This window comes from Pseudoleptotrichia sp. (genome assembly GCF_057270515.1).
In genome coordinates this window covers 1-24,692 of record NZ_DBHIXS010000001.1, presented here as the reverse complement: position 1 = coordinate 24,692, position 24,692 = coordinate 1, and the positions used below count along the sequence as shown (strand labels likewise).

At 28.7% G+C, this 24,692-nt stretch carries 18 protein-coding genes and 1 CRISPR repeat array; of the genes, 17 read left to right on the top strand and 1 reads right to left on the bottom strand.

What is annotated here, in order from left to right; translation table 11 throughout:
• The first annotated feature begins 113 nt into the window (after positions 1-113).
• The 11 genes from leuS (at position 114) to groL (ending at position 14,960) form a co-directional block, all read left to right on the top strand.
• On the top strand, positions 114-2,798 hold the full coding sequence (leuS, locus tag ACO5J6_RS00090; protein ID WP_485641248.1) for a leucine--tRNA ligase: 2,685 nt from the start codon (positions 114-116) through the stop codon (positions 2,796-2,798).
• 269 nt (positions 2,799-3,067) lie between these two features.
• Positions 3,068-3,823: a class I SAM-dependent methyltransferase gene (locus ACO5J6_RS00085; RefSeq protein ID WP_485641247.1), complete on the top strand. Its 756-nt coding sequence runs from the start codon at positions 3,068-3,070 to the stop codon at positions 3,821-3,823.
• Between the two features lie 135 nt (positions 3,824-3,958).
• Positions 3,959-5,080, top strand: a complete 1,122-nt coding sequence (gene mnmA / locus ACO5J6_RS00080; RefSeq protein WP_485641246.1) for a tRNA 2-thiouridine(34) synthase MnmA — start codon at positions 3,959-3,961, stop codon at positions 5,078-5,080.
• 104 nt (positions 5,081-5,184) lie between these two features.
• The gene (locus ACO5J6_RS00075) at positions 5,185-6,120 is read left to right on the top strand and encodes a branched-chain amino acid transaminase (protein ID WP_485641245.1); all 936 of its coding nucleotides are present in this window, start codon (positions 5,185-5,187) and stop codon (positions 6,118-6,120) included.
• A gap of 399 nt (positions 6,121-6,519) precedes the next feature.
• Positions 6,520-7,737, top strand: coding sequence for a BaiN/RdsA family NAD(P)/FAD-dependent oxidoreductase (locus ACO5J6_RS00070; protein WP_485641244.1), 1,218 nt, complete (start codon positions 6,520-6,522; stop codon positions 7,735-7,737).
• Positions 7,738-7,861: 124 nt separating this feature from the next.
• Entirely contained in the window at positions 7,862-9,484 is a 1,623-nt protein-coding gene (locus ACO5J6_RS00065; RefSeq protein ID WP_485641243.1) for an NAD(P)/FAD-dependent oxidoreductase, read from the top strand.
• Between the two features lie 299 nt (positions 9,485-9,783).
• Positions 9,784-10,866: a M24 family metallopeptidase gene (locus ACO5J6_RS00060; RefSeq protein ID WP_485641242.1), complete on the top strand. Its 1,083-nt coding sequence runs from the start codon at positions 9,784-9,786 to the stop codon at positions 10,864-10,866.
• A gap of 128 nt (positions 10,867-10,994) precedes the next feature.
• A complete protein-coding gene (locus ACO5J6_RS00055; RefSeq protein WP_485641241.1) occupies positions 10,995-11,678 on the top strand; it encodes a B3/B4 domain-containing protein in 684 nt (227 codons plus the stop codon).
• Between the two features lie 281 nt (positions 11,679-11,959).
• A complete protein-coding gene (locus ACO5J6_RS00050; RefSeq protein ID WP_485641240.1) occupies positions 11,960-12,784 on the top strand; it encodes a hypothetical protein in 825 nt (274 codons plus the stop codon).
• Between the two features lie 136 nt (positions 12,785-12,920).
• Positions 12,921-13,184 (top strand): co-chaperone GroES, encoded by a 264-nt coding sequence (gene groES / locus ACO5J6_RS00045; protein ID WP_485641239.1) that lies wholly within the window; start codon positions 12,921-12,923, stop codon positions 13,182-13,184.
• Positions 13,185-13,331: 147 nt separating this feature from the next.
• Positions 13,332-14,960 carry a chaperonin GroEL gene (groL, locus tag ACO5J6_RS00040; protein WP_485641238.1) on the top strand — a complete coding sequence of 543 codons (1,629 nt, stop codon included), beginning with the start codon at positions 13,332-13,334 and terminating at the stop codon, positions 14,958-14,960.
• Positions 14,961-15,177: 217 nt separating this feature from the next.
• On the opposite strand, the gene ACO5J6_RS00035 is transcribed toward groL, so the two are convergent.
• Positions 15,178-15,669 carry a TlpA family protein disulfide reductase gene (locus ACO5J6_RS00035; RefSeq protein ID WP_485641237.1) on the bottom strand — a complete coding sequence of 164 codons (492 nt, stop codon included), beginning with the start codon at positions 15,667-15,669 and terminating at the stop codon, positions 15,178-15,180.
• A 264-nt stretch (positions 15,670-15,933) separates the two neighbouring features.
• On the opposite strand from ACO5J6_RS00035, the gene ACO5J6_RS00030 reads away from it, so the two are divergent.
• From ACO5J6_RS00030 to csn2, 6 genes are all read left to right on the top strand, one after another.
• Entirely contained in the window at positions 15,934-16,914 is a 981-nt protein-coding gene (locus ACO5J6_RS00030) for a DUF4300 family protein (protein ID WP_485641236.1), read from the top strand.
• 311 nt (positions 16,915-17,225) lie between these two features.
• Complete coding sequence (locus ACO5J6_RS00025; RefSeq protein WP_485641647.1) at positions 17,226-17,768, top strand: peptidylprolyl isomerase; 543 nt, start codon at positions 17,226-17,228, stop codon at positions 17,766-17,768.
• 614 nt (positions 17,769-18,382) lie between these two features.
• On the top strand, positions 18,383-22,402 hold the full coding sequence (gene cas9 / locus ACO5J6_RS00020; protein ID WP_485641235.1) for a type II CRISPR RNA-guided endonuclease Cas9: 4,020 nt from the start codon (positions 18,383-18,385) through the stop codon (positions 22,400-22,402).
• 14 nt (positions 22,403-22,416) lie between these two features.
• Entirely contained in the window at positions 22,417-23,289 is an 873-nt protein-coding gene (cas1, locus tag ACO5J6_RS00015; protein ID WP_485641234.1) for a type II CRISPR-associated endonuclease Cas1, read from the top strand.
• 4 nt (positions 23,290-23,293) lie between these two features.
• The gene (gene cas2 / locus ACO5J6_RS00010; protein ID WP_314114767.1) at positions 23,294-23,599 is read left to right on the top strand and encodes a CRISPR-associated endonuclease Cas2; all 306 of its coding nucleotides are present in this window, start codon (positions 23,294-23,296) and stop codon (positions 23,597-23,599) included.
• A complete protein-coding gene (csn2, locus tag ACO5J6_RS00005) occupies positions 23,596-24,276 on the top strand; it encodes a type II-A CRISPR-associated protein Csn2 (protein ID WP_485641233.1) in 681 nt (226 codons plus the stop codon). The genes cas2 and csn2 overlap by 4 nt, the downstream gene beginning before the upstream one ends.
• Before the next feature lie 69 nt (positions 24,277-24,345).
• A CRISPR array of direct repeats spans positions 24,346-24,645; the repeat unit is 36 nt; unit sequence GTTTGAGAGTAGTGTAAATTCAGATAGTATTCAAAC.
• Positions 24,646-24,692 lie beyond the last annotated feature (47 nt).

Genomic DNA, 24,692 nt, shown 5'->3' with positions numbered 1-24,692 from the left:
TAATCATTGAAAAATTAAACCTGAAATGTTATACTGTATAACAAATATAGAGTTATCAAGATGTGTTATATATAAAGTGAAAGGAGATAAGACTTTTATAGTCGTGAATACAAATGATAAAAGAATACAAACCCGAACAGATTGAAAAAAAATGGCAGGAAAAATGGCAGGAAAAAAACGTATTTAAAAGTGAAAATAAAATTGAAGGAAAAGAAAACTATTATACTCTGGAAATGTTTGCGTATCCTTCAGGAAAACTGCATGTCGGACATTTAAGAAACTATGCCATAGGAGATGCTATTGCGAGATATAAGAAAATGAAAGGATTTAACGTGTTGCACCCTTTTGGCTGGGACAGTTTCGGACTTCCTGCTGAAAATGCCGCTATTGATAATGGAGCTCATCCTGGGCAATGGACAAAAGCCAATATTGACAATATGAGAAGACAGTTGAAGCTAATGGGGCTTTCTTATGACTGGGACAGGGAAATAGGTACATACACTCCTGAATATTATAAATGGAATCAGCTGTTTTTTATAGAAATGTATAAAAAAGGTCTTGTTTATAAAAAAAGATCTTATGTAAACTGGTGTCCTGAGTGTAATACCGTCTTGGCAAATGAGCAGGTTGAAAATGGAAAATGCTGGAGACACAGTAAAACGGATGTAATTCAGAAAGAGCTGTCCCAATGGTATTTAAAAATTACCGATTATGCAGAAGAACTGCTACAGGGACATGAAGAATTGAGAGGGTACTGGCCTGAACAGGTGCTGGCTATGCAAAAAAACTGGATAGGCAAGTCTACAGGAAGCGAGATAGATTTTATACTTGATTATAAATTTGACAATAGCAGTAAGGATAAGGAAAGTAATCTAAATATAGGAAATAATGGGGAAGTATTAATCCCTGTATTTACAACGAGGGCGGATACACTGTTTGGAGTAACTTATGCTGTAATAGCACCTGAACATCCTATTGTTGAAGAGATTGTACTGAAAGAAAATCCTTCATTAAAGGAGCAGGTTGACAAGATGATTAATGAAGATAAAATAAACCGTACTGCCGAAGATAAAGAGAAAGAGGGTATATTCACAGGGCTTTATGTAATAAATCCTGTAAACAGTGAAAAAGTACCTTTATGGATAGGAAATTACGTATTAATGGACTATGGGACAGGGGCAGTTATGGCGGTTCCTGCACATGACGAAAGAGATTTCTTTTTTGCCAAAAAATACAGTCTTCCTATGAGAATAGTCATAAATCCTGTCGATAAGGACGGAAATCCTGAAAAAATAAATCTTGATGAAATGGAAACAGCGTATACATCCGGTGGAGTACTTGTTAATTCGGCAGAATTTAACGGAACAAAGAACACGGAAGCTAAAATAAAAATAACTGAAAAACTTGAAAATGAAGGAAAAGGAAAGAAAACGGTAAATTACAGACTGCACGACTGGCTAATAAGCAGACAGAGATATTGGGGAACACCAATCCCTGTAATTTATGACGAAGAGGGAAATATTCATATGGAAGAAATAGAAAATCTTCCTGTAAAATTACCTACTGACATTGAGTTTAGCGGAAAGGGTAATCCCCTCGAAACTTCCGAAGAATTTAAAAGTATAACACTGCCTAATGGGAAAAAAGGTAGAAGAGAAACTGACACTATGGATACTTTTGTGGATTCATCGTGGTATTATTTAAGATATTTAGATCCACATAACAGTGAAAAGCCTTTTGAAAAAGAATATGCGGACAGCTGGACTCCTGTAAATCAATATATCGGCGGGATAGAACACGCAGTAATGCACCTGCTTTATGCGAGATTTTTTCACAAAGTACTGAGAGATATGGGACTTGTGAAAACAGACGAACCGTTTAAAAGATTGCTGACTCAAGGAATGGTATTAGGGCCTTCTTACTATTCTCAAAACGAAAGAAAATATTATTTTCCTAAAGACACTGAAATAAAAGATGGAAAAGCATTTTCCAAAAAAACAGGGGAAGAGCTAATTGTAAAAATTGAGAAAATGAGTAAATCAAAAAATAACGGTGCAGACCCTGAAGAAATAGTAAAAGAATATGGTGCGGACCCTGCAAGAGTGTTTACTCTATTTGCTGCACCGCCTGAAAAAGAACTCGAATGGAATGCAAACGGACTGGCAGGAGCATATAGATTTATAAACAGATTATATTTACTGATTTCAGATACTTTGGAGTTCGCAGATGAAAACGCTGTGAGAGACAATAATTATAATATTGATTTGAATAAAAGAAATGAAAAAGATGAGGAAATACAGAAAAAATTACATCAGACAGTTAAGAAAGTTACTGAAAGCATAGAAGACGATTTTCATTTCAATACAGCAATAGCCGCAGTTATGGAACTTCTGAATGATATGACTACTTATAAACAGGAAGTGATTGACAAAGATAATGTTTCTACCGAATCTAAAAAAATATGGAAAGAAGTTCTTGAAAAAGTTATACTGCTGATTGCACCTTTTGCTCCTCATATAGCTGATGAGCTGTGGGAAATAACAGGACACGACACGTTTACTTTTGAAGAAAAATGGCCTGAATTTGAAGAAGAACTGACAAAAGAAAATAAAATAAATCTTGTCATTCAGATAAATGGAAAAATTCGTGATACAGTACCTGCAATAATAGGAATATCTAAAGAAGAATGTGAAAAATTAGCTTTTGCTTCCGAAAAAACGAAAAAGTTTATTGAAGGAAAAGAAGTTGTCAAAGTAATCGTAGTGCCGAATAAACTGGTGAATATCGTTGTTAAATAAGCTTTGATAGATTGTTTTGAAAATATTTTTTATATCTAAAAGTATTTTTCCTGATTTGCCTGATTTGATTGAAATTTTCATAATAAAAAATATGAAGAGAATTATAAATAAGATATGCTATTTAATTAATGATAAATTTATATTTTTTAAAATAAATAAATATTTTTATATGTGAAATATTTTTAGAATAAAATAAAAAAATCATCAAATTTACTCTTAGATAAATTTTCAGATAAAATTTTTCAAGAATAAAGAAAAAGAGGGTTATTATGAATAAAAATTATCAGGATATTAATGCCAAAACCATTGACCGCTGGATTGAAGAAGGTTGGGAATGGGGGAAACCTGTAAATCATGAAACATATATAAATGCTAAAAACGGAAAATGGAATGTACTGCTAACTCCTGTAAAATCTGTACCTCATGAATGGTTTGGAGAAATGAGAGGAAAAAAGCTTTTAGGATTGGCTTCGGGAGGAGGACAGCAGATACCTATTTTTTCTGCACTTGGTGCTGAATGTACAGTTTTGGATTATTCTGACAGGCAGCTGAAATCTGAAGAAGAAGTTTCAGAAAGGGAAGGCTATCAAGTAGAAATAATAAAAGCTGATATGACTAAACCTCTTCCTTTTGATGATGAAAGTTTTAATATTATTTTTCATCCGGTGAGTAACTGTTATGTAGAAAAAGTGGAGCCTATATTCAAAGAATGTTACCGTATTCTGAAAAAAGGCGGAATTCTGTTGTGCGGTTTGGATATAGGGATAAATTATATTGTGGATACAAGGGAAGAAAAGATAATTAACAGTCTGCCTTTTAATCCTCTAATCAATGAAAATAACAGAAAACAGCTGAAAGAAGAAGATGCAGGAATTCAGTTTTCGCATTCATTGACAGAACAGATAGGCGGTCAGCTGAAAGCAGGATTTATTCTGACTGATATCGAAGAAGATACAAACGGAGAAGGAAGGCTTCATGAGCTGAATATACCGTCATTTATAATGACAAGGGCAGTGAAAATGTAAGTGATGAAGTATATAAATATATTATAACGCAGCCAATGAATAGAGTTAAAATGGGATTTATTTGCAATATAACAAATAAAAGCGATAAATATGGTTGTATTATTTAATAAAAACAAAAGGGAAAAATGAATAAAAATGGATAATAAAAAAGTAGTAGTAGGAATGAGTGGCGGCATAGACAGTTCTGTCGCTGCTCTTTTATTGAAAAACGAGGGATATGAAGTAATCGGAGTAACATTGAAACATCTGCCTGATGAACTGTCTGAAAGTCCGGGCAAAACATGCTGCTCACTGGATGACATATCTGATGCGAAGATGACATGTTACACTTTGGGGATACCTCATTATACGATAAATGTGGTGGAAGAATTTCAGAGAGAAGTTATGGATTATTTTATACAAATGTACAATCAGGGGAAAACTCCTTCTCCTTGTATTATTTGTGATGAAAAGGTAAAAATAAAAAAAATAGTCGATTTTGCTGACAAAATGGGAATAAAATACATAGCAACGGGACATTATTCCAAAAAAAGTATGAATAATCTTCTTTTATGGGATGAAAATAATCCCAAAGACCAGTCATATATGCTATATCGTCTTGACAAATCAGTTGTGGAAAGATTTCTTTTTCCTTTGTCCGAATATGAAAAACCTGTAGTCAGAAAAATAGCCAAGGAAAACGGTATCCATACTCATGCAAAACCTGACAGTCAAGGAATATGCTTTGCTCCTGACGGATATATTTCTTTTTTGAAAAAAATGCTTGGAAATTCAGCAAAAAAAGGTAATTTTGTAAATAAAAAAGGAGAAATAATAGGAGAACATATAGGTTATCAGTTTTATACTGTAGGACAAAGACGAGGATTAGGACTCAATCTTGGACGCCCTTTTTTCATTTCGGAAATAAGACCCGATACAAATGAGATTGTAATAGGAGATTTTGAAGAATTATTGACAGATAAAATAGAAATAATAAACTATAAATTTCATTATAAAATAGATACACTGATTGGAAAAGAACTGATTGCAAGACCGAGATTTTCTTCAAAGGGTCTAAAAGGGAAACTTATATCGGATATTAAAAATATTGATGAAAAAAATAGAAAACTATCAAAAATAGAAGATAAAACTGAAAATCAGAAAAAGAGAATATATTTCAAGTTTGAAAAGAAAAATGCCGAAAATAGTGAAGGACAGCACATAGTATTTTATTTGAATGATGAGCTTGTAGGTGGCGGAGAAATTAAGAAAATATGAATTTAAATATTTATAAAAAAAATAAATCCTATATTTATAATTAATTTTACTAATGATTTATAAAATGATAAAATAATAGAAAATATTATATTATGGAGGAAATAATGAAAAGTGAATTTATGAAATATGCATATTTCGATAATAAAATAGTCGAATTTGAAAAAGCAACAGTAAGTATTGCTACACACAGCTTACAATATGGAACGACATGTTTTGGAGGAATAAGAGGATATTACAGAAATGGGAAAGTAAGTGTATTCAGACTGAAAGACCACTATACAAGATTAATGAATGCATCAAAAATGCTCGGATTTGAATTTTATATTTCATGGGAAAAATTTAGAGAAATAGTTGCAGAATTAATTGAAAAAAATGATATAAAAGAAGATTTTTATATGAGACCGTTTGTATTTTGCAGTCAACCAAGAATATCACCTAAAAAAGCGGGGCTAAATTTTGAACTTGCCATATATATAATGCCTATGGCAGACTATATAAGTACTGATAATGGAGGTATCAGGTTTATGAGCTCTACATACAGAAAATACAGTGATGCAGCAATACCTACAAAAGCAAAGGCTGGAGGTTCTTATATAAATTCTTTTCTTGCGACAAGTGATGCCCAGAGAAACGGTTATGACGAAGCACTTATGTTTGACCATTCAGGAAATGTGGTAGAAGCGTCCGTTGCAAATATAATTTTAATATATAGAGATAGAATTATCGTTCCTGACACAGGTTCCGATGCCCTCGAAGGGATCACTGTAAGGTCAATGCTCGAATTACTCGAATACAATGGATATGAAGTAAATAGAGAAAAAATTGACAGGTCAATGGTATTGTGTGCAAATGAATTGCTCGTAACGGGAACGGCAATGAAAATAGTATACGCAGAATCTCTTGACGGCAGACCGATAGGAACTCTTGATTATTCTGCTAAAGGAGAGTCAGGAAAATTTTATAAATTATTGAAAACTGAATTTGAAAAAGTAATTTCAGGAGAACATGAGTTTTCTAAAAAATGGCTGGAACAGTTTTAAAAAATATGAATATATGAACAAATATAATAAAATATGGGCTTCCAGACAATTAAATTAAAATTTAAAAAACGATAATTTTTAAAAAAGACAAAAAATGGAAAGCCCATATTTTCTAAAAGTGAAGTGTTTTTGAAATTTTAAAATCAAAAAAAGAAAAAAAATTTTAAAATTACTATTGACAATTATCAAAAAGAGTGGTATAAATATGTTGTCTAAGAGAGACGCCCCATCTCTACATTTAGACTTCTTTCATACAAGAAACGAGCACACGGCTCGTTTTTTACTTTTATCATAAAATCGGAATTGTAAAAGTTCCGATTTTTTAGTGAAACTTGATAAATAATATGATACAATTACATAAAAGAGTTAATTTTATAAGTGTATAAAGGAGGATAAAAATTGACTACTGAAATAGCAGTTATAGGAGGAGGAGCTTCGGGTTTGATTGCTGCAATCACTGCAAGAAAAGCGGGAAAGAAAGTAACGATTTTGGAAAGAAAAGAAAGAATTTTGAAAAAAGTTCTTGTAACAGGAAACGGAAGATGTAATCTGACTAATGCAAGAGCAAGTATATCAAATTATTTTGGAAAAAACATATTATTAATAGAAAATATATTGAATAATTTTACTCCCCAAAATGTTATGGATTTTTTTTATGAATTGGGAATTATATGTAATGAAGAAAAGAGAGGGAAAGTTTATCCTCTGAGCGGTCAGGCATCTTCGGTAGTGGATGCTTTGAGATTTGAAGCGGAAAAGTTAGGGATAAAGATAGAAACGGAGTTTTATGTAAGAAAAATTGAGAAAGACGGTTTTAAATTCAAAATCTTTTCAGAAGATAAAAGAAAAATTGAAGCAAACAGAATAATACTTTCGACAGGAGGTCAGTCATATCCTGAATTGGGGTCAAACGGGTCAGGATTTCAACTGGCAAAAGATTTTGGACATAGCATAACGAAATTAAGTCCTGCCATAGTACAGCTGAAAACAGAAAAATATCAGGTGAAAGGGCTTCAGGGAATAAAAGCTGATACTTCGGTTACAGCTTATGGAGATAACAAGAAAATATGTACTTATAACGGAGAATTGCTTTTTACTGATTACGGAATTTCAGGAAATGTAGTGTTTAATATCTCTTTTGTAATGCCCCTTTATAAAAATGTAGAATTTGAAATTGATTTTATGAAAAAATTTGACTATAATGAATTGTATGAATTACTTAGGAAAAGAAAAAAAATAATGGCACATTTAACAATGGAAAATTATTTTAACGGGATGATAAATAAGAAATTAGGTCAATTTTTGTCGAAAATGTCAGGAATTGAGAAACTTTCAAAACCTGTAAAAGACTTAAATGACAATGAAATAAAAAAACTTTGCACATCATTGAAAAAATACAGAATAAATATACTGGAAACAACAGGATTTAAAAATGCTCAAGTAACTGCGGGAGGGATATCCTTAGATGAAGTAAATACTGATACCCTCGAGTCAAAAATAATAAAAGGGCTTTATTTTTCAGGAGAAGTTCTTGACGTGTATGGAGAATGCGGAGGCTTTAATTTACAGTGGGCATGGGCTTCAGGATATATTGCAGGAAAAAATGCAGGGATATAAATTTAGTAACAGTCTGTAAAAACAATTTGCATTTGAAATTAATTTATAAAAAAGACTTATAAATAAATACCGGTTTCAATGTTTTTAATCATATAATTTTATAATTAGGAATTAAGAGGGAAATATGTTAAGAATAAATAATATAAAAATGCCGATAAATCATAATGATGATGATTTAAAAAAGGCAGTGGAAAATATGCTGGATATAAACAAAAAAGAATTTAAGTCATTTGAAATAACAGGACAGGCCATAGATGCCAGAAATAAGAACAATATAATATATGTCTATTCAGTTGATATTGCTTTAATTAATGAAGATAAATATAAAGATCTTCCCAATGTGAGAAAAATGGAAAAATCTGAATATATTGTAGAAAAAGTAGAGTTGAAGAATAGAAAAAGACCTGTAATAGTGGGAAGCGGACCGTCAGGGCTGTTTGCGGCACTTATTCTGGCTGAAGCAGGTTTGAAACCAATAATAATCGAGCAGGGGAAAAAAGTCGAGGAAAGACAAAAAGATGTTTATAATTTTTTTAAAGACGGAAAATTCAATAAATACTCCAATGTTCAGTTTGGAGAAGGTGGAGCGGGAACCTTTTCAGACGGTAAGCTGACGACAAATACAAATAATTTCAGGATGCAGAAAGTTTATTCGGAATTTATACTCGCAGGAGCTGAAAAAAAAATATCTTATATGTCAAAACCGCATGTGGGTACTGATAAACTAATCGGAATAATGAAAAATATAAGAAAAAAAATAGAAGATTTAGGTGGAGAATACAGATTTCAGAATAAACTTGTTTCAATAACTTATGAAAATAGTAAAATTACTGAAGCTATAATAGAAATTTTATCCGATAAATCCGATACGGAAGATGAAATTCATAATGAAATCTATAAAATAGATACTGATATAGTTATCTTAGCGATAGGGCATAGTTCGAGGGATACTTTTTATATGCTGAACGAAAAAAATATAAAAATGGAAAGAAAAATCTTTTCTGTAGGAGTGAGAATAGAGCATAAACAATCTATGATAAATCACTCTCAATACGGAAAATTTGCCGATAAGCTTCCTGCTGCCGAATATAAATTGAGTGTAAAATCAGAAAATGGAAGAGGAGTATATACATTCTGTATGTGTCCTGGAGGTGTAGTCGTGCCTGCGGCAAGCGAAGAAGGAAGACTTGTTGTGAACGGGATGAGTTATTCCAAAAGAAATTTGGAAAATGCAAATTCAGCCATTCTTGTAAATGTGTATCCCGATGATTTTGGAGAAGGCGGAGTTCTTGCAGGAGTTGAATTTCAGAGAAAACTTGAAGAAAAGGCCTTTGAATTGGGAGGCAGTGATTATAAAGCTCCCGTTCAGTTGTTTGGAGATTTTGTGAAAAATGTAAAATCTGAAAAATTAGGAAAAGTAAAGCCGAGTTATGCCAAAGGGTATAAATTTGCCAATCTGAATGAATGCTTTCCAGATTATATAAATATTTCTTTAAAAGAGGGAATTCAGTTAATGGACAGGAAAATAAAGGGATTTGCGAACTATGATGCTGTATTGTCGGCTGTAGAAAGTAGAAGCTCTTCTCCTGTGAAAATACCAAGAAATGAAAAGTTTTTTTCAAACATTGACGGAATTATTCCATGCGGTGAAGGTGCAGGATATGCAGGAGGGATAATGTCGGCAGCCGTAGACGGCATAAAATGTGCTGAAGCTGTTATTGAATATTACAAAAATATTTCTAAATAAATTAGAACAAATTATTATCAATTTTATATTGTAAAATAGTAAAATAAGGGGTATAATCAATATAAAAGAGGAAACTATAAAAAATTGAAGCACAAAATAAAAAGAAAGGAGAAAAGTTGTCTTAAATAATAATTATGCTTATAATAGGCATATTTGTTTTATATTTTGTCATAGTTACAGGATAAATATAGAAATAATAGTCAAGTTATAAAAATAATAGCCAAAACGATGAATATAGATGAATACAAATAATTAGTTTTTAGTTAAAATTTTTATTTAAGATGACTTTAGGCGGAAAAATGGAAAAAAGAACTGAAAAATTAGCAAAATTGCTGGATGAACTTAATGTAGACGGTATATTTCTTACAGATTTATACAATTTGAGATATTTTGCAGGATTTACGGGTACGACAGGAGTTGCCCTTGCCACACGAAAAGGAAATTTTTTCTATTCTGATTTTAGATACAGAAGTCAGGCTGAAGCTCAAGTTTCCAAAATGGGATTTGAATTTAAGGAAGTTTCAAGAGGATCTTTAAAATTTGTAGGTGAACATGCTGAAAAACTTGGATTGAAAAAAATAGGATTTGAGGACCATAATGTTACATTTTCCCTGTATCAGACATTAAAAGAAGTGTTTAAAGCTGAATTAGTACCCATAGGAGAAAAAATAACATATGAAAGAATGATAAAATCCGAAGAAGAAATCGGATTTATAAAAAAAGCTATAGAAATAAGTGATGTAGCATTTAGTGAAGCATTAAAGATAATAAAAGAAGGTGTTTCTGAAAAAGAAATAGCAGGTTATATGGAATATATCCAGAGAAAACTGGGAGCCGAAGATAAATCATTTGAGACAATTCTTGCAAGTGGTGTAAGATCTGCAATGCCTCATGGAGTTGCTTCGGATAAAAAAATTCAAAAAGAAGAATTTATCACAATGGATTTTGGTGCCTACTATAACGGTTATGTTTCGGATATGACAAGAACAGTTTATTACGGAAATAATATAACTGAAAGACATAAAGAAATATACAACCTTGTCCTTGAAGCACAGATATTAGGTGTAAATACTATAAAAGAAGGAATAATGTCTGACGATGTGGATAAAGTCGTAAGAAATTTCCTTACTGAAAAAGGTTACGGAGAATATTTCGGACATGGACTGGGACATGGAATAGGAGTAGAAATTCATGAATTGCCTTATCTGTCAACAGCTTCTCATATAGAACTTAAAGAAAATATGGTAGTAACTTCCGAGCCGGGGCTTTATTTTGACGGCTGGGGCGGAGTAAGAATTGAAGATGATGTAGTTGTCAAAAAAGACGGAAGAGAAGTCTTGAATAAGAGCAATAAGGAACTCATAATAATAGAAGCTAAGTAGAAAATAAAAAAATATAAAGCTGAAATAGAAATTACTAAAATAGATTTAAATAAAAAAGATTTAAAAAATAGATAATACTGATAAGTACTTATTTAAAAATAGTAATGTAATATGGAGGTATATCTGTTATGAAAATTATTATTGATAAAAGTATTGCAGAACTTGGAATAAAAAGTGTTGTAATTGGAATTGCAAAAAATATAGATCCAAATGCAAAATTATCCGACTCGTTTCTGAAAAAACAGAAAGAAATGGAAAATTGGGCATTGAAATGCGATATTAATGAAGTCCTCGAACATAAGGTTATCGAAGGTTACAAAGATTTGCTGCAAAGTGTGGGACGTAGTATAAAGAAAAATCTTCCCACTGTTCCGGCACTTATACGAAATATTCAACATCGCGGTTCTATACCGCATATTAACAGTGTTATTGATATTTATAATGTTGAAGCATTACATTCACTGTTAGCCATAGGTGGACACGACCTCGATAAAATACATAACCAGATAGAGTTTACTGTCAGTAAAAAAGAGGATATTTTTTTTCCAATTTTATCTACAGAAAAATATGTTGCTGAAACAGATTATATCTATCGTGATACGACGGGAATTTTAGCATGGTTAGATGTCCGTGACGGAGAAAATTATAAATTTGATGACGGGACAAAAAATGCGATTTTTATTATTCAGGGAAATGCCAACACATCTGTTGAATTTCGTCTGGAAGCACTCAAACGAATTCAGAATGATTTAGCAGAATGTATGCCAAATATGGAATTTGAAACAAACGTCATAAATTATGAAGAAAATTAAGATTAAAAAACTAAAATATAGTGTAAGATAACAATTGTTTGGCTTAAATAATCAAATGGAGATGAATATAGTAATTTAAGGAACAGTAAATCAAAATAGGTTTGCTGTTTTTTATTAAATTATAATCATAGATGATAAAATATGTTATAATAATATAGAAAATTCAGATTATGCAATCTTAAACCGAATAAAACTGTATAATAATAGAAATTAGAAAAAATAAAGTAAGATTGTTTTATTTAATTTGAAATATATTCGAGAAAGGTTTCTAAAAATTTCTGATGAAAAAATTCAAAATAAAAACAAGACCCTTTGAAAATGATATGATAGGGGTAAATGGAGAAATTGATGACACGCTTATATGTGAAAAAATGAAAAAACTGATAAAAGAAGCCTATGAACTCTTCATATATGATTTGAACGGAAAATTATCAGTTTGTACTCCCTGCTGTGTGAGCGAAGAAAATGTAACAAAACTTATAAAAACTCCTGTAAAAGAGCTTTCAGAATATCTGATAAGAGAATATCTTGATGCGGTCAATTATGATGAAACGGGCTTTGAAATAAAACATTTTCTGCCAAGAATACTTGAAATGACAGTAAAACGTGCTGAAATAAGACTGGATACTTCCCTCATTTTAGATAAGTGTCATTTTGAAAGAGATATTTGGAATGAAAAAGAACTTGATTTTATGTACAGATTTTCAAAAGAATTTATAATTGATATATTGAAAATGAAGCCAAAAAAAATGAGAGTTGAAAATGTTTCAATATACATTACAATGTTTAATATCAGTGGACTAAAAACAGAGCATTTATTTGATATTGATATATGGAAAGAGGAAAGCAGAAAGATAACTGCATTGAAACATTTTGAAGAAATGATGTATTATTATACTGACAGTTATACTTATTATTCCTATTCTTTTTCAACAAATCCTGAATTCAATAATCAAATAAATTCATGGATAAGCAGCAAAGAACTGGCAGAAATCTTTATTCCCGTGATTGAAAAATATTATTTTGAAAATCCTGATATGGAATATGAAGAGCAGTGGCGTTTGGATCAGTTATATTCCGTGCTTGAAAAAAATTTGAAAAAATAGAAAAAAACACTTGAAAAAAATCAAAAAATATATTATTATATAGTTAGCAATCAGAGAGTGTGAGTGCTAAAAATTATGGAAAGTCATAATTTAAAGACTTTTAAGTTATAAATAAAATAAACAGGAGGATGAAATAATGAAAATAAAACCTTTAGGAAAAAGAGTTTTAATAAAACAAGTTGAGCAGGAAGAAGTTACAAAAAGCGGGATAGTATTACCAGGAACGGCTTCTAAAGAAAAACCTATTACAGGAGAAGTTTTGGCGGTAGGTAAAGACGTAGAAGATGTAAAAGCGGGAGATAAGGTAATATTTGAAAAGTATTCCGGAACAGAAGTAAAAGACGGAGACGACACATATTTGATACTGGATATGGATAATGTGCTGGGGATAGTCGAGTAGGAGTATAAAAAATATATAAACCGTTGTACATTATCTATAATTAGATAATAATTATATTGTTAAACAATAACTATATTGGAAATTAATTATTATAAAAATAATTAAAAAGTATAAAATATTAAAAATTAACAGGAGGAGAAACATAAAATGGCAAAAGTAATTAAATTTGATGAAGATGCAAGAAAAGCACTGGAAATAGGAGTAGATACATTAGCTGATGCGGTAAAAGTAACATTGGGACCAAAAGGAAGAAATGTAGTTTTAGATAAAGGATATGGAATACCTACAATTACTAATGACGGAGTTACAATAGCAAAAGAAATAGAATTGAAAGATCCTTTTGAAAATTTAGGAGCACAGATTGTAAAAGAAGTTGCGACAAAATCTAATGATGTTGCGGGAGACGGAACTACTACGGCGACTGTATTAGCTCAGGCATTAATAAAAGAAGGACTGAAAATGGTAGCTTCAGGAGCAAATCCTGTTTTCATAAGAAAAGGAATGGAAAAAGCTTCCAAAAAAGTAATAGAAGAATTAGTGAAAAGAGCAAAAAAAATTGAATCTAATGATGAAATAGCACAAGTAGGAGCAATTTCAGCTTCAGATGAGGAAATAGGAAAATTAATAGCTCAAGCTATGGAAAAAGTAGGAGAGTCAGGAGTAATTACAGTTGAAGAAGCTAAATCTCTTGATACTACACTGGAAGTTGTAGAAGGAATGCAGTTCGATAACGGATATTTATCTCCATATATGGTTTCCGATACTGAAAGAATGGTAGTAGAGCTTGATAATCCGTTCATTCTTATTACAGATAAGAAAATATCAGGTATGAAAGAATTATTGCCTATACTTGAAAAAACAGTAGAATTAGGCAGACCTATGCTTATAATTGCTGAAGATGTTGAAGGGGAAGCTCTTGCAACATTAGTAGTAAATAAATTAAGAGGAACATTGAATATAGCAGCTGTCAAGGCACCTGCATTTGGTGACAGAAGAAAAGCTATGCTTGAGGATATAGCAGTATTAACAGGTGGAGAAGTGATTTCTGAAGAAAAAGGTATAAAACTTGAAACTGCGGATATAAATTTCTTAGGACAGGCTAAAAAAGTAAGAATTACAAAAGACAATACAGTAATCGTAGACGGTATGGGAGAATCTCAAAATATAAAAGCAAGAGTAGCACAAATTAAAAATACTATAGAAAACACAACTTCCGACTACGACAGAGAAAAATTACAGGAAAGACTTGCAAAACTGTCAGGAGGAGTTGCAGTTATAAAAGTGGGAGCTGCTACAGAAACTGAAATGAAAGAAAGAAAATTAAGAATAGAAGATGCTTTAAATGCTACAAAAGCAGCAGTAGAAGAAGGAATAGTTCCCGGAGGAGGAACAATACTTGTTCAGATAGCTAAAGCTATTGAAGACTACAAACTTGAAGGTGAAGAAGGTTTAGGAGTGGAGATAGTTAAGAGAGCTTTATATTCACCAATGAGACAGATAGTTATAAATGCAGGGCTTGATGCAGGTGTCGTAATAGAAAAAGTTAAAAATGCCGCTGCAGGAATAGGGTTTGATGCAGCAAAAGAAGAATATGTTGATATGGTTAAGTCAGGAATAATAGACCCTGCCAAAGTAACAAGATCAGCTATCCAAAACGCAATTTCCGTATCATCAGTGTTGTTGACAACAGAAGTTGCAGTTGCTAATGAAAAAGAAGAAACACCTATGGGTGGCGGAGGAATGCCGGGCGGAATGGGAATGCCGGGAATGATGTAAAATAAATAATAAAAATAAAATAAGAGCTGCATTATTTAGAGAAAATCTTTATCTAAATGCAACTCTTTTTTTATATTACTAACCTGTTGTTAAATTATTAAAAAATAAAATTATATTATCATATGAATTTTTATTATTTGCACAATATAACTTTATATAATATAACTTGTATAATTCAACGATAAAAATATAAGAAAAAATAAAATAAAAAATGTTCTTAATTACTGAAAAGTTTATTGAAATCATCATAATTCATAATTGTTGAACTACTTTCTTCAATTACGGAATTTCGTATTTTCAAATTAAACGGCACATTTTTAACTTTAAATCCTTTTAAAATAGATTTATCAAAATCATAATAAACAGGAAAAGTAAAGTTATTATTTTCGACATATTGTTTTGTGTTCAATAAAGATGTTTTGTTGCTTATAAATACAACTACTACATTTACATTGTTCTTGTTTTCATCATAAAATTTTTGAAGTTCAGGCAATTCGGTCTGACAATGAGGACACCATTCAGCAGCCACTACAAATAATGTAGGTTTTCCATTATTGAAGATTTTTCGGCTTTTTGTCTTTACGCCTCTAAAATTTTTCAATTCAAAATTAGGGATTTTAGCTCCCTGTTCTACATTTACATCAAGAGTTTTACCATACCCAATCATAAATACCATAAATATTGAAATTATAATTAACAGTCTTTTCATTTTTCTCCTTTCATATTAAATAATATATTTTAAGTTATCTAAATTCATTATATATCATTTTTATTGAGTTGTAAAACTAAATTTTTATATATATTTTCATATAACAGAAAAATAATATAAAAAACAGAGAAAAAGAAAAATAATAGAAATTATTAAATTAAATATTTCCGTTATACTTGACATATTCGTTTTTTTCGGATAATATAAGATGAAATATTGAATTGATAAAAAAGCAGATATAAATTATAGAAAGTGGAAATTAGAATGAAAATTAAAATAAAAAGAAAAATTATAGCTATATTGATATGTAGCGTTTTATTAGTAAATTGTTCCCAAAAGAATGAAAATAACAATATATCCAAAAATAATTCTGAAAGTAAGAATGGAGAAGAAAAAAACAAGACGGCTTCAAATGAAAAAGAAGAATATTTAAAAAAAATCACTTACTCAAATTTAGTAGATAAAGCAACTCAAAGTGAAGTTGAAAATGTATTGAAAAGTGCAGGAATTTCAGAAAAAAATATAAAATCTTTTTTTGAAGGAGTAAATTATTTTAATAATACGGTTCAGAATAAGAGCCTTGTAAAAGAGGGATTTAAAATAACCGAAGAATTAAACCCTGTCTATGACCAAGTGGCGATACAGGAAAGCTGGACTAAAAAAAGTCCTGTATTTATAGGTCAGAATTGCAGAATTACATCATTTGAACTGATGAGAGATTTTATCTCTGTGGGGAAACCTGAAATTAAAGATACGGAACAGTTATTTATGGATGAAGATGCACTTAAAAATTTTCCTGTAAAGATTTTTACTGATAATGAAAAGAAACAGTTTGAAAGTTTATTTTCCGCTATAAAGACGGAGAATACAAAAGATATATCAGTGCATGTGGAAAAAGTGAAAGAAGATTGGAAAAAGAAAAATATTAAATTTAACAACCGGAATAAAATTTCATTGGTTTCAGTATTTTTTCATTCGGAAATTACTCCTAAAGAGAGTTTCCTGTTTATAGGACATGTTGGCGTTCTGTTGCCGACTTCTGACGGAAAATTATTATTTATAGAAAAGCTGGCTTTTCAGGAGCCTTATCAGGCAATAAAATTTGATAATCGTACTCAATTAAACGATTATCTTATGAATAAATATGATGTGGAATTCAATCAGCCCAATGCAAGACCGTTTATAATGGAAAATAATGAGCTGTTGAAAGGTTACAGGCGTAATCCGAATAATATTCAAAAGTAATAATTTAAAATAAAACTAAAATAAAAATATATAAAATTTGAGTATAAGTATTTTAATTTCAATAATATTTACAAATAAAAATTTATCAATTAAATTTGAGAATACAGAAATAATATTTTTGAAAATTCCAATAAAATATAAAAATGAATTTTATTATTCTAAGACTATTTTAGGTTATTAAACAGATTCAGTAATATAAATAACAGGATTTATACGTTTTCCTAAATTAACGTAAAATATATTGAAGAAAGGAGAAATATGGTTCAATGAAAATAAGAAATATTTCTGTAATTTTGACGGCTTTATTGATGATGTTCTCAATAAGTCTTGAATCATATGCTAAAAAAATGGAAATGAAAGTAAAATTTAAAACAAATAAAGGAGAGGTAAATGTCAAACTTTTTCCTGAAAAATCACCTGTTACAGTGGCAAGTTTTGTAAATCTTGTAAAACATGGATACTATAACGGTCTGAAATTTCACAGAGTTATAGAAGATTTTATGGCTCAGGGTGGAGATCCGACAGGAACAGGAATGGGCGGTCCGGGATATAAATTTGAAGATGAAGTGAAAAATGGACTTGATTTTTCTGTGTCAGGAAAATTAGCAATGGCAAATGCAGGACCTGGAACAAACGGAAGTCAGTTTTTTATAACAACTGTGCCTACAGAATGGTTAAATGGAAAACATACTATTTTTGGCGAAGTAGTATCGGAAAAAGATCTGGAAGTAGTGAAGTCTCTTTCAAATGGAGATGTTATGGAAAGTGTAACAGTTAGTGGAAGCGGTATAGATGAGTTTTTAAATAAACATAAAAACAGAATAAGTGAATGGAATAAAATTTTAGGGTATTAATAATTATAATATCATAAATCAAAAATAAAATAATATTCTTCAAATGTAAAACAATAATAGATATAATGATCACAAGATGTTATAAATTTGAAAGTATTCATCTTGAAATCTATAATTATTAGAAGTTAGAAAAATGATTTGAATTTACTATTATATAAATAATAAAAGCTATTTTGAAAATGGGAATTTTTAAGATAGCTTTTTTTATAAAGTATTCTTGACATTAATGATACTATTTTAATTATTTTAAATTTTTATAAAAACTAAAAATAATCTTTTAAGTATTTAATTTATTATATTATTCGAGTTTTAAAATCACAGAATAAAAAATTTTTAAAATAAAAAGTTTTATATTAAGGTATGGACTTTTCAAAAAAATGTGTTAAAATTAGAATAAAGAGAAATGAGGAAAAATGTAATTATCTAAATTTCAAATTGAACGGATTAAAATAAAAAAGCCTTCTATTTAGGCTTTTAAATCTGCACTCGCAGAGTCATGACGACGATTTCAAAAAATTTTTATTTGAACTCGTAATGTAAATTCAGATAGTATTCTGATTTACTAATTTATAACACATAAAATGACGAAAGTCAATAATATTTAAGGAGGAAAAATGAAAAAATTTGGTGATTATTATTTGGGATTAGATTTAGGAAACAGTTCTATTGGTTGGGCAGTTACAGATGAAAAATATGATATTTTAAGATTTAATAAAAAATTTATGTGGGGAACACATTTGTTTGATACAGGAAATACAGCAGCAGAAAGAAGAATTTTTAGAACATCGAGAAGAAGATTAAAAAGAAAGAAGAATAGAATAGAGTTGTTACAAACTTTATTTAGTGAAGAAATATCAAAAAAAGATTTTGGATTTTTTCAGAGATTGAAAGAGAGTCAATATGATATAGAAGATAAAACTGTAAAAAATAAAAATACACTTTTTATGGATGAAAATTATACGGATCAAGATTATCATACAGAGTATCCTACAATTTACCATTTAAGAAAAGCATTGATAGACAATGAAGAAAATGCTTTTGAGATAAGAAAGTTATATTTGGCAATATCTCATATATTATCACATAGAGGACATTTTTTATTTGAAGGAGAACTGTCTGATAATTTTGAATTTGATGATATTTTTAATGAATTTGTAAAATATTTAAATGAAGAGTTGGATATAAATTTTAAAGTGAAATCAGACATATCATTAGAAATAATAAAAGAAATATTAACTGATAAAATGCTAAATAGAACAAAAAAGAAAGAAAAATTAAGTGAATTACTTGAAGAGGAAAAAAATAAGATATATCAGGAAATATGGAAATTACTTGTTGGAAATGAAGCAAAAATGGCTACTATATTTGATAATAAAGAATATGAAGAGGCAAAAATATCTTTTTCAAAAGGAAATTATGACGAAAAAGAAGAGGAATATGAAAGTATTTTAGGCGAAAAAATAGTATTAGTTCAAAAAGCAAAAGCAATTTATGATTGGATGTTATTACAGAATATTTTGAAAGAAGATAAATATTTATCTTATTCAAAAGTTAAACTCTATAATGAACATAAAAATGACTTAAAAATATTAAAGGATGTATTGAAAAATTTAGATAAAAAAATTTATAAGGAAATTTTTTCAGAAAATGGATTATATGAAAAATACATAAAAAATAATGAAAAAGAAGAATTTTATAAAAAAATAAAATCGTATTTTAATGAGGAAAATACAGATGAAATTGTAAAAAATATTTTAAATAAAATAGAACTGGATAGTTTTCTTCCAAAACAAAAAATAAAAGATAATGGAGTAATTCCAAGACAGGTACATCAAAAAGAATTAGAAATAATATTGAAAAATGCTGAAAAACATTTTTCTTGGTTAACTGGAAAAGATGAAACTGGATTATCAGTATCTGAAAAAATAATAAAAATATTTAAATTTAAAATTCCTTATTATGTTGGACCTTTAAATTCAAAAAGTCCTTTTGCATGGATTGAAAGAAAGGAATACGGAAAAATATTGCCGTGGAACTTTGAAAATATGGTAAATATATCTGAAACAGCAGAAAAATTTATAAAAAAAATGACGAATAAATGTACTTATTTACCTGAAAAAGATGTTATACCTAAAAACTCTCTACTTTATACAAAATACATGGTATTAAATGAGTTAAATAATTTAAAAATAAGAGGAGAAAAAATACAAGTAGATTTAAAACAGAAAATATATACAGAATTATTTCAGAAAAATAAAAAAATAGGAATGAGAACCTTAGTTGAGTTTTTAAAAAGCCAGAATATAGTTGTTACTAAGACTGAAATAACAGGAATTGACGGGACATTTAATACCTCTTTAGGTTCCTATATAGATATGATGAAAATATTCGGAGAAGAAAATGTAGTAAAAGATAGCTATAAGAAAATGATAGAAGATATTATTTTATGGATAACATTATACGGAGAAGAAAAAAAATTAATAAAATCAAAAATAGAAGAAAAATATTCTGACAAAATTACTTCTGAACAGATAAAGCTAATTTTAAAATTAAAGTATAAAGACTGGTCAAGGTTATCAAAAGAGTTTTTGACAGAAATTGAAACAATGGATGAAGAAACAGGAGAACTGATAAATATAATTCAGATGTTATGGAGAAAAAATGAAAATATAATGGAATTGTTGAGCTATAAATATGAATATTCAGATAGAATTAAGGAGTATAATGGAATAAATGAAAAAGAAAAAAATATAACATATGAAGATATAATAAAAGATTTACAAGTATCTCCCAGTGTAAAGAAGATGATTTGGAGAGCTTTAGTAATAGTAAAAGAGATAAAGAAAATAACTAAAAAATCTCCTAAAAAGATATTTATTGAAATGGCAAGGGATACTCAAACTGAGAAAAAAAGGACTGAAAAAAGAAAAGATAAATTATTGGAATTATATAAAAATATAAAAAATGATGATTTTGTTAAAGAATTGGAAAAAAATTTAAAAGATAAAACAAATGATGATTTGAAGTCTAAAAAACTTTACTTATACTATTTACAGCTTGGGAGATGTATGTATAGCGGCGAAATTATTAGACTGGAAGATTTGATGAATGATAATTTATATGATATTGACCATATATATCCTCAATCTAAAATAAAAGATGATAGCTTTGATAATACTGTTTTGGTAAAAAAAGAATATAATTCAGAAAAAGGAGATGGCTATTTATTTGAATTTGATTGGCAAAAAAAACAAATGAATTTTTGGAATATATTGAAAGAAAAAGAATTTATATCTTCGAATAAATATGAAAGATTAACGAGAACAGAAGAATTTTCAGATGATGAACTTGCAGGATTTATAAGTAGACAATTAGTTGAAACAAGACAGGCTACAAAAGTTTTAGCAGATTTATTAAAGAGTATATTTGGAAGTGATACAAGGATAGTTTATGTAAAAGCAGGACTTACATCTGATTTTAGACAAAAGTTCGGTATTTATAAATTTAGAGAATTGAATGATTATCATCATGCTCATGACGGATATTTGAATATAGTAACAGGAAATATATATAATACTCTATTTACTGATAATCCCTATAATTTTATAAAAGATAGAAACAAAGAGAATCGAACATATAATTTGAATAAAGTTTTTGAAAGAGAAAATGATGTATGGAATCCTAATACGATGATTTCAAAAATTGAAAGATATATTTATAAAATAAGACCTTTATTTACAAGGGCTTCATATGAACAGAAAGGTGGATTCAGTGATCAGAATATATCTTCTGAAAAGGATAAACTACGTCCGTTAAAATCATCTGGAGTCTTGAGTAATACAAGATATGGCGGTTATGATAAGATAAAAAACAGTTATTTTTTCATAGTTGAATATACAGAAAAGAAGAGAAGAGTTAGAAGTATAGAAACACTACCTATTTATATAAAAAAATTAGCTGCAGGAAAAGAAGATTTAGAAAAATACTGCAAAGAAAATTTAAAATTACAGGAATCAAAAGTTTTAATAAGTAAATTGAATTATAAGTCTCTAATTTATAGTGACGGACATAAATATTATTTAAATGGGAGAACTGGAAATAATTTGTTAGAACAAAATGGAGTTCAAATTATCTTGAAAAAAGAAAATTATGAAACTTACAGAAAAATATATAAGAATTTGGAGCACTTAAAGTTGATTTATAAAGATGAAAAGGCAAGAAAAGAAAAATTTTTAGAAAAACTTCCGAAAATACTTAAAATAAATAAAAATAACAAAGATTTAAGTGAAAATGAAATATCAGAAAAGATTGAAAAATTATATAAAGAAATTATTGAAAAGATAGAAATAGGAGTTTTTTCAAGATTTAAGAGTACTTTGCCTATTTATATAGAGGATTGTAATAAATTAAGAGATTTTACAGTATTAGACAGTTATGCTAAGAGTAGATTTATTCAAGAGATATTAAAATGTTTAAATTCTCAGCAAGGTGAATTTGATACAAAATATACACATAATTACAGTAAAAAGTATAATATGCAATTAAATAAATCAAAAATTCTTGAAAATGATTTTTGCATTATAAATCAATCACCAACAGGATTATTTGAGAAGAAAGTATTTTTAGATAAATAAAAGGAGTTTTTAAAGTGAGCTGGAGAATAGTGGTCGTATCAAGTATATCAAAGCTTGATTTAAAATTAGGATATTTAGTTGTTAGGAATGAAAAGATTACAAAAGTTCATTTAAGTGAAATACATACTTTAATTATTGAGTCAACTGCTGTTTCATTAACAGCAGCTCTACTCAATGAAATGGTAAAAAGAAAAATTAAAATTATTTTCTGTGATGAAAAAAGAAATCCAAGTTCAGAATTACTGCCTTATTATGGTAGTCATGATACAAGTTCTAAAGTAAAATCTCAAATAAAATGGAGAAAAGACTATATGAGAGAACTTTGGCAAGAAATTGTAAGGGAAAAAATAAGAAATCAGAGAGATAATTTAAAAAGATTCAAATGCAAAAATTTTGAGCTGTTAGATAGTTATATATCACAAGTAGAAAGAGATGATATAAGTAATAGAGAAGGACATGCGGCAAAAGTATATTTTAACTCTTTATTTGGAACTGAGTTTTCCAGAAGTATGGATATTTCAATAAATCATGGTTTAAATTACGGGTATTCTTTAATATTATCAAGTTTTAATAAAGAAATTGTCTCAAATGGATATTTAACAATGTTAGGAATTTTTCATGACAATATGTTTAATCAGTTTAATTTATCCTGTGATTTTATGGAACCTTTTAGACCTTTTGTTGACAGACTGATTTATGAAATGAAATTAGAAAAATTTGAAAAAGAAGAAAAAATCCAAATATTAGGTATATTAAATAAAGAAGTTATAGTAGAAGGAAAACAACAGCATATGACTAATGCAATAAAAATTTTCTGTAAGAGTATATTTGATTCATTAAATGAAAATGACATATCTCTAATCAGGTTTCCTAAAGATGAGCTATAGGTTTATGAGAATAGTATTATTTTTTGATTTACCTACTCTTACAGAAAAAAATAGAAAAGAATATACCAGATTCAGAAAATTTTTAATAAAAATGGGATTTATGATGTTGCAGGAGTCTGTTTATGTAAAATTAGCTTTAAATGCCACAACAACAAACACTTTAATAAGTAATCTTGAAAAGAATAAACCTGAAGAAGGATTAATTCAAATATTATTAGTAACTGAAAAGCAATATTCAAAATTATACATGTTATTAGGTGAAAATAGAAATGAAGTTTTAGATACAACTGAAAGACTGGTGTTTTTATGAAATTAATAAATGAAGATTTGAATAATGAGATAATTTTTGAAGAAAATAAAGTAAATTTATTAGTAGTAGAAAATAAGAAAAAATTTGTGGAATTTATTCAAGAAATTATTAAACAAATTAATGGAAATGAAGGTAAATTTTCTCTGTTTGATAAAAATACTGAATTGAAAATTCATAATAAAGTTGATATAATAAAAGATATTTTTGATTTAGATGTAAATAATAAGAAAATATTGAATAAAATTTATCATGAATTAGAAGAATTATCTATAGATAGTGAATTTTTATTAGAAACTAAAAATATGGAGAGTAATTTATTAAAATACATTTATTGTTTAATAGAAAAATATGATTATCCTTTAGAAATAATAGAAGGATTAGACTTAAAAGAAATATTTAAATTATTGTCTGTGAAACTTTCTTTGTGTTTTTCAAATAAAATAGAAGAAATTTTAGAATATATTGATTTAGTATCAAGAATTTTGAAAAAAGAAATTTTTGTATTAGTCAATTTTCATATTTTTTTGGAAAAAGATGATATTGTAGCATTATGTAGAGAATGTTTTTATAAAAAAATAAAATTATTGTTTGTAGAAAATCAAAAACCTGATATAATAAATAATGAAGAGAAATTATTTATTATAGATAATGATTTATGTGAGATAAATCTTTCATAAATTAGATATTATCTGAATTTCAGCGTTACGTAATGACGAAAACTGTTTTCCCTTAAAAATAAATTTGAGGTTTGAGAGTAGTGTAAATTCAGATAGTATTCAAACAGCAGGTTCATTTTCTTTTGCAGGATATAAGTTTGAGAGTAGTGTAAATTCAGATAGTATTCAAACTTATAGCTTCAGTAATTTTACTATTTTCATGTTTGAGAGTAGTGTAAATTCAGATAGTATTCAAACGTAAGAGGTAGAGAAATAGATAGATTAATAGTTTGAGAGTAGTGTAAATTCAGATAGTATTCAAACAAGCATCCGAATCTATTACTTCATAATCTTGTTTGAGAGTAGTGTAAATTCAGATAGTATTCAAACTTTAGGAAATAGTATAGAAATAACCGGAGAGTTTGAGAGTAGTGTAA